Origin of the sequence: uncultured Thiocystis sp., from assembly GCF_903866365.1 — a bacterium.
Classification (GTDB): domain Bacteria; phylum Pseudomonadota; class Gammaproteobacteria; order Chromatiales; family Chromatiaceae; genus Chromatium.
Genome location: NZ_CAIPNF010000068.1, coordinates 1 through 6203 on the forward strand (window position 1 = coordinate 1; position 6203 = coordinate 6203).

Consider the following 6203-nt stretch of genomic DNA (forward strand, 5'->3'; position numbering starts at 1 on the left):
CCACTCGACCCACTTGACTCCGTGACGGCTGCGTCCCCGGAGCGGTCACTGGGCCTTTCGCAAGCGGCGTCCGATCCATCCGGACAGCGGAAAGTCCATCGGGCTTCGTCAAGTGATCAGTCACGACCCGAAGGAGCCATCCGGCACGTGATTCCGAAAGGCAGCAAATCGCCGCTCAGCGGACATCCAACTCAGGTTGGTCTGCGATCCGATAGCCCATCGCTCGATATCCCCGTTGGCGCTTGTCCCACATGCGTCGCAGTGCAGGGTGGCCGGTATCGATGAAATCGATGACGCGCACGTCACGCTTGGTAGCATGCTCCCGGTGCAATCGGCCAGCATATTGTTGGAGCGTCCCCTGCCACGACACCGGCATCGCCAAGACCAAGGTATCGAGCGGCGGATGATCGAAGCCTTCCCCGACCAGTTTGCCCGTGGCGAGTAACACCCGCGGAGCATCGGGCGGTAGCGCATCCAACTCGGCGATCAAGGCGGTTCGCTGCTTTCCGGACATCCGTCCGTGCAGCACGAAGGGGGATGGGACCTTGTCAACCAGTGCCGCATGGATGGCATCCAAGTGGTCGGTGCGCTCGGTCAACACCAGAATCTTGCGTCCCCGATCAAGCGCCTCGCGGATGGCGGCGACGATGGTGTCGGTCCGACCCTGGTCATTGGCCAGGTGACGAAAGACGTCCTGAATCCCGGACTCCGGTGGAAGATCGATCGGCGCTGACAGCTCGCGCGGCACGACTGCGAGGTCATGCGGGGCGCTGGCAGGCTGGGCCGCCGTGTATCGGATGGGGCCACACTGCATGACGATGAGGGGGTGTTGGCCGTCACGGCGGATCGGCGTGGCGGTCAGACCCAGAACATATCTGGCTTTGACGCGCTTGAGGATGTCCTCGAATGAGACGGCGCCGAGGTGGTGGCACTCATCCACGATGACGTGACCGTAGTCTTCGACACAAGGGTTGATCTCGCCCTGACGCGCGAGCGACTGCATCACGGCGATGTCGATCTGACCGTTGAGCTTGGCCGTGCCGCCGCCGATGGTGCCGATTACCCCTTTGCCAACGCCGATAAAGGCTTGCAGACGCTCCCGCCATTGGTTGAGCAAATCCGTTCGATGTACCAGGACCAGGGTGTTGACGCGGCGCTGGGCGATCATCGCGGCCGCGACGACTGTCTTGCCGAACGCCGTTGGTGCGCAAAGAACGCCCGTGTCCTGGTGCAGCATGGCGGTGACCGCCGCAGCTTGCTCGGGGCGCAGGATGCCGACGAACTCGACCGCGAGTGGCCGACCTGAAGACCGTTCGTCGTGACGCTCGCAGCCAATGGCGTTGTCCCGCAACAGGTCCAGCACGGCATCGAGACAACCCCGCGGCAGCGCAATATGCTGTGGGTAGTTCTCCGCGCAGCCAATCACGCGCGGCTTGTCCCATACCGACAGGCGCATGGCCTGCGCCCGGTAGAAGGCCGGATTTTGAAAGGCGGCGAGCCGGATCAGTCGGTTGACCAGTGGCTGCGGCAGTTGCGCCTTCTCGAAATAGAGGCGATTGGCCAGGGTCATGGTCACGGTCTTGGGCATCGGCTTTGGCAATGCCTTGGCCGCCGGCACCGGTCGTTTCCAGGGCTCCGCCTGGTCTTCCTCGTCGATGAAGGCGATGTCCAACGGATGGACCCCGCCGCCACCGCGCAGGATGGTGGGCGCGATGTCCTGTGGCGACATCAGCCGCAGGGACGCCAGGAAGGCCCATTGGTCTGGGTGCGCGCACCAATCGCGGTCGACGAACAGGCTGCACTGATTGTCCCTCGGTGCCTTCTGTAGCGGCAAGGCAATCAGGTTCCCGAAACCGCCCTTGGGCAGCCGGTCCTGGTTCGGGAAGAGTCGGTCGTAGGAGGTGAGCGTCAGTTGCCGGGTCCGGGCGCAGGTGTGGCTGATGAGGGCGGTGCCCAGATGCCGGGCTTCGCGCGCCGGCACCCGCTCGGCAAAGAAGATCCAGGCATGCGCCCCTTGGCCGGAGCGCGAGATTTCCAGCGCGACGGGGACACCCAACTCCTCGCAAGACTGGGCGAAGGCGAGCGCATCGGCGCGCCAGTCGGCCTCATCGAAATCGACCGCCAGAAAATGGCAGGTGTCGTCCTCCAGCAAGGGATAGACACCAATGGTGAGCTTGCCGGTCAGATGGTCATGGATGACCGCGTCGGTCAGTGGAATCAGCACGCGATGGCCGCAGTCCGCGCATTTGATGCGCTGCTTGTCGCACACGCCGGCGCGCCATTCGTTGGCGCAGGCCGGCGTATAGCCTGATCGGTCGCGCGTCTTGTTCTCCCAGCGGGCCGGATAGACGTCGTCGCGACGTCGTCGCGGCCCCGGAACAGCCGACGGAACAGCGCCACCTTCTCGCGCGTCGACAGCTTTGAAGTGCCCGTCTCGGAGACCTGAGGAGCAGGCTCGGGTGGCCGTCGCCATGCGATGCCATGCGCCTCCAGTAGCTTGATCAGCCGGGTATTTTCGGCCCGCAGCGCCGCCAGCGCATCTTGCTCAGCCATCGATTCTGCCATCGGCGAGGCAAGCGTCCAGATCGTGTGCACCATCGACATCCGACCCGGTGATGCTGATGGCGCTCGATGTCGTCGTGGGATGCGTGGTCACCATACCGGGGGCCAGTCTCAGATCAGCGCGATCTCGTGCTGTAGAAACGCCGCCACGCCGGGGAGTCCTTGCCGTCGCAGTTTGCTGACGAACTCATCCGGCGAAAGGGGCGGATCTTTGAGTGCCGCGCGTTGCCGCTTTGCCGCCGTGGTGACAACGGCCGGCTCGAGATCGGCCAGATCCAGGATGAAGTCGTCTGGGTGGCGTGCGAAGATCTCGAATGACGCGAGCGTCTCGGCTGGAAAGTCCTTGACGTTCATCGTCACGATCGCCTGAGCGCCGCAACGAATCGCGGCGGCCAGCACATGCCGGTCATTGGGATCGGGAAGCGACAATTGCTCGGTCAAATATTCATAGCCGGTGATCAGACAATCCGGGACGGCCTGGTTCATCAACGTCATCGTCCGTGACAGCTTGATTTCGTCAAGCTCGGGCCGATTGCGCAACAGGGCGATCAACCACTCGCGTTGAATCGCCTCGGTCCAATGGGCACGAAAGCGGCGCGTCTGAGCCAGGCGGATCATCAGGTCTCGCAGCGGTGCGGGATAGAACAGGCAGGCATCATAAACCACCGTGAAATTCGCCACTCAGTACCCCAAGTCAAGCGCCTGGGCTTGCACGGCCAGCGCGTCCGCCGCCGCGGCACTTTCCTGATCGAGGTGGTCGCGGTAGTCCATCAGATCCGAAAAGCGAATCCGCCGATGTCGCCCTACTTTGTGAAACGGGATTTCGCCCGACTCCAATTGTTTGACCAAGAACGGCCGGGAGACATTGAGCAGATCAGCGGCCTGTTGCGTGGTCAGTTCCGCATGAATCGGAACGAGCGACACCGCATTGCCCTGGGCCATCTGATTCAGAATGTCGACCAGCATGTGGATCGCCGAGACTGGCACCGTCACATCGGTGCAGCCGTCAATTAGACGCAGGCGTGCCGACTCGCCTTGCCCAACGCACGCGGCTAGCAAGCGACTGCTTTCGACCGCCAGGGTCACCTCTTCATCGGTCGGCATTCGTGTCCCGTGATCTGTTTGCGCCATATTCATCATCATTTGAACGCTCCGAGGTCTCATGTTCGTCCAAAGTGTAGCGCAATCGAGGGCATCGTCGAAATATTCGAAACGACTCAGCTCGGGTCAGGGAATCCTGTCCAGGTTCCCGTTTGAAGGATTGTCAGGCGATCTGCGGATCGATCAGATGAGATGAGATGAGGCCAGATAGACGCAGCCGGACTCACGGCAAACATCGTAAGCCCGACCCCGTGTCTGCGTCGGCTATCGAGGAAACTCCAGCCTCTGCGAGTCAAGTATCCAGTGACAGCTTTGGGGCAGACCTGTCACTGGGCAAGGTGGCTCGACTGACAGAAATCCGCGGTTATGTGAAGCTTCACATAACCGCGTCAACCGGCAGCTCTCCATCAACGCGAGACGATTCCCAACAGGTGACGGACCCGCTTCCAGGGCGTCAGCGTCACCGGCGCTTGGTCCGCTCCCCGCTCAAAGAAAAAACCGCTCGACGATCCGCCATCAAGGTTGATGGCGCGATCGACCCGCCAGGGCGTCAAACTCTCCGACGACGCGAGAGCGTCCGCCAGGTCGGCGAGGGTCACCCGGTTCAGGGTCGCCCCCAGCACCCAATGTCCGCGCCAATCGGTGGCGATGAAGGTACGGCGGTCTGTCACGGACGTGGACAGACCCCGCACCGTCCGGCCGTCCTCGACCAGGTAGGGTCCGGTCTGTAACAGGGCGGTGATGCCCGGATGGTCCCGGAAGCGTGACCGCCGGACGAGATGAAGACCCCGGTCGTCGCTGTAGACCACCCCGCTGAGAAGTTTTGCGGTCTCGAACCGGTTGATCCGTCGACCCTGGGCGATGACCAGCCCTAACGGCTGCCCGTTCGCATGGAAGTAACCGCCGTTGACGCCGGCCAGGCAGGTCGCGGACCGGAACGCTTCCGCCAGTGCCGGGGTCGCGGCGTCGGTCCCGGCCCCGAGATCGATCACCGTCAGGCGGTACGCCCGCGAGGTGAAAAAGGCGAGGTGCGCGGCGACCTCCTGGCCGTCGGCGGATCGCACCGCCACGCGCTTGGCATACAGCAGCGCCGGGCCGAGCGCGGACCGCTCCGCGTCTCCCGCGAGCCGCCAGTCGGCGGCAACGGCGTTCGCGGCCACCGTCAGCAAGACCAGGAGCAGGCCCCATGGCGACCCTGGGATGCGCGTCGGGCGCTGGCGCCGGGGACTCATGGCAAACCCGGCTCCGCGACCTCCACCATCACCTCGTTGCGGCGCAGGAAGGGGAGCGAGAAGGGCGAATTGTAGCGGGCATAGATTGGGGTGCCGAGCGGCGTCAGTCCCGCAGCCCGGACGGCGGCGAGTAGCTGCGTCTCATGCTCGCGATAGCGGGACTCGGCCCAGCTCCCCGAGTAACGCAGCACCGCCATGAGACGGGCCGGCTCCTCGCGGAGCATCACCCGCGAGTCATTCGGGCGCGGGAGTGTCGTCAGGGTGAAGCGCGCGGGCATCAGGAAGCTGATCACATAGGTGCCGCGCGTCGGATCCGTGAGCCGCTGGATGACGGGAGCGGTCATCTCGATACGGGTGCCGGTGTCCGGTTCCGCACCGCCGACCGGGCGCTGACTGACCGGCGCGGTCATGGCGATGGATTCGCGGGTCTGGTTGTTGCCGAAGATATAATCGGCCAGAATCCGGAAGGCCGTGCCGCCGACGGCGTCAAAGTCGCCGCTGACCTGGGTCTCGGCCAGCAGGATGGGCCGATAGCGCCGCAATTCAACGTCTGGTCCCTGACGGATCGTCTCATAGGAAGGTTCCTCGATCGCCATCGTCTCGCCTCCGGGTAGGGTCAGGAGCAGCGCGACCAGGGCTGCGGGGACAGGCCATCCTGACAGTGTCGACATGAATCACCTCCATTTGGAATGCGGTTGAAGCGCGACCCGCGCGCGGGCAGATGCTGAGCGATCCACCTGGATCGCCCTGGAGCGAAAGAGATGGGGCCGTTTATCCCCGCCGACAGCCATTGTCACGAGAATCGTCTCTGTCATCCTTGCGCCGATGCCTTTTTCAACGAGGGTCATCGGCTTTACAGGATCTGACTGACCGCGCGACGCAAAGACCCGAAAGCCGATCCGCAAACCGCCTAGCTCTCGGGGATCTCGAACCGTCCTGCGGCGCTGGAATCATGATGTCGCCTGGTGGTGTACGCCGACATGAGCCCCTGGTCTTCGGGGTGGCGGTCGAGCAAGGCAGCCTGGTGGCGGGTCTGATCGGGCGATTCGGACGGGTCGGCGGGTTGACCGTCGCCCGCTTTCGCGCGCTGATCTTGGCGCGGAGCAGCCGCACCGCTGAACGGTGCCGGTATTCCACGCGGTCCCGCTCCATTCGGTTGCGCGGGATGCCAGGAAGCGAGCCTTGCACGTTGCCTGACGGGGCGTTTTTGATTATTGTGCGGCTTTCAATTGCTCTTCGGTCCGCGCCATGTCCACTCCCATCCCTCAGTCACGCGGCGGCGCCCGCCCCGGCGCCGGCCGCAAACCG

The 6203-nt window shown here is 63.9% G+C and carries 6 protein-coding genes; all 6 read right to left on the minus strand.

Going from position 1 to position 6203, the window contains the following annotated elements:
• Positions 1-175: 175 nt before the first annotated feature.
• A complete protein-coding gene (locus QZY07_RS04495) occupies positions 176-2269 on the minus strand; it encodes a DEAD/DEAH box helicase (RefSeq protein ID WP_295400123.1) in 2094 nt (697 codons plus the stop codon).
• Positions 2218-2598 (minus strand): hypothetical protein, encoded by a 381-nt coding sequence (locus QZY07_RS04500; protein WP_295400124.1) that lies wholly within the window; start codon positions 2596-2598, stop codon positions 2218-2220. The genes QZY07_RS04495 and QZY07_RS04500 overlap by 52 nt, the downstream gene beginning before the upstream one ends.
• 75 nt (positions 2599-2673) lie before the next feature.
• Positions 2674-3243, minus strand: a complete 570-nt coding sequence (locus QZY07_RS04505; RefSeq protein WP_295400125.1) for a PIN domain-containing protein — start codon at positions 3241-3243, stop codon at positions 2674-2676.
• Entirely contained in the window at positions 3244-3666 is a 423-nt protein-coding gene (locus QZY07_RS04510) for a helix-turn-helix domain-containing protein (protein WP_295400126.1), read from the minus strand. It lies immediately after the preceding gene.
• A 404-nt stretch (positions 3667-4070) separates the two neighbouring features.
• Positions 4071-4895 carry a phosphodiester glycosidase family protein gene (locus QZY07_RS04515; protein ID WP_295400127.1) on the minus strand — a complete coding sequence of 275 codons (825 nt, stop codon included), beginning with the start codon at positions 4893-4895 and terminating at the stop codon, positions 4071-4073.
• Complete coding sequence (locus QZY07_RS04520) at positions 4892-5566, minus strand: heme-binding protein (protein ID WP_295400128.1); 675 nt, start codon at positions 5564-5566, stop codon at positions 4892-4894. Before QZY07_RS04520 ends, QZY07_RS04515 begins: the two co-directional genes overlap by 4 nt.
• Between the last annotated feature and the right edge of the window lie 637 nt (positions 5567-6203).

Bases quoted from the DNA above. Each gene is read 5' to 3' on its own strand.
- QZY07_RS04500 (WP_295400124.1), bottom strand. From the start codon at position 2,598: ATGGTGCACACGATCTGGACGCTTGCCTCGCCGATGGCAGAATCGATG.
- QZY07_RS04510 (WP_295400126.1), bottom strand. From the start codon at position 3,666: ATGCCGACCGATGAAGAGGTGACCCTGGCGGTCGAAAGCAGTCGCTTG.
- QZY07_RS04515 (WP_295400127.1), bottom strand. From the start codon at position 4,895: ATGAGTCCCCGGCGCCAGCGCCCGACGCGCATCCCAGGGTCGCCATGG.
- QZY07_RS04520 (WP_295400128.1), bottom strand. From the start codon at position 5,566: ATGTCGACACTGTCAGGATGGCCTGTCCCCGCAGCCCTGGTCGCGCTG.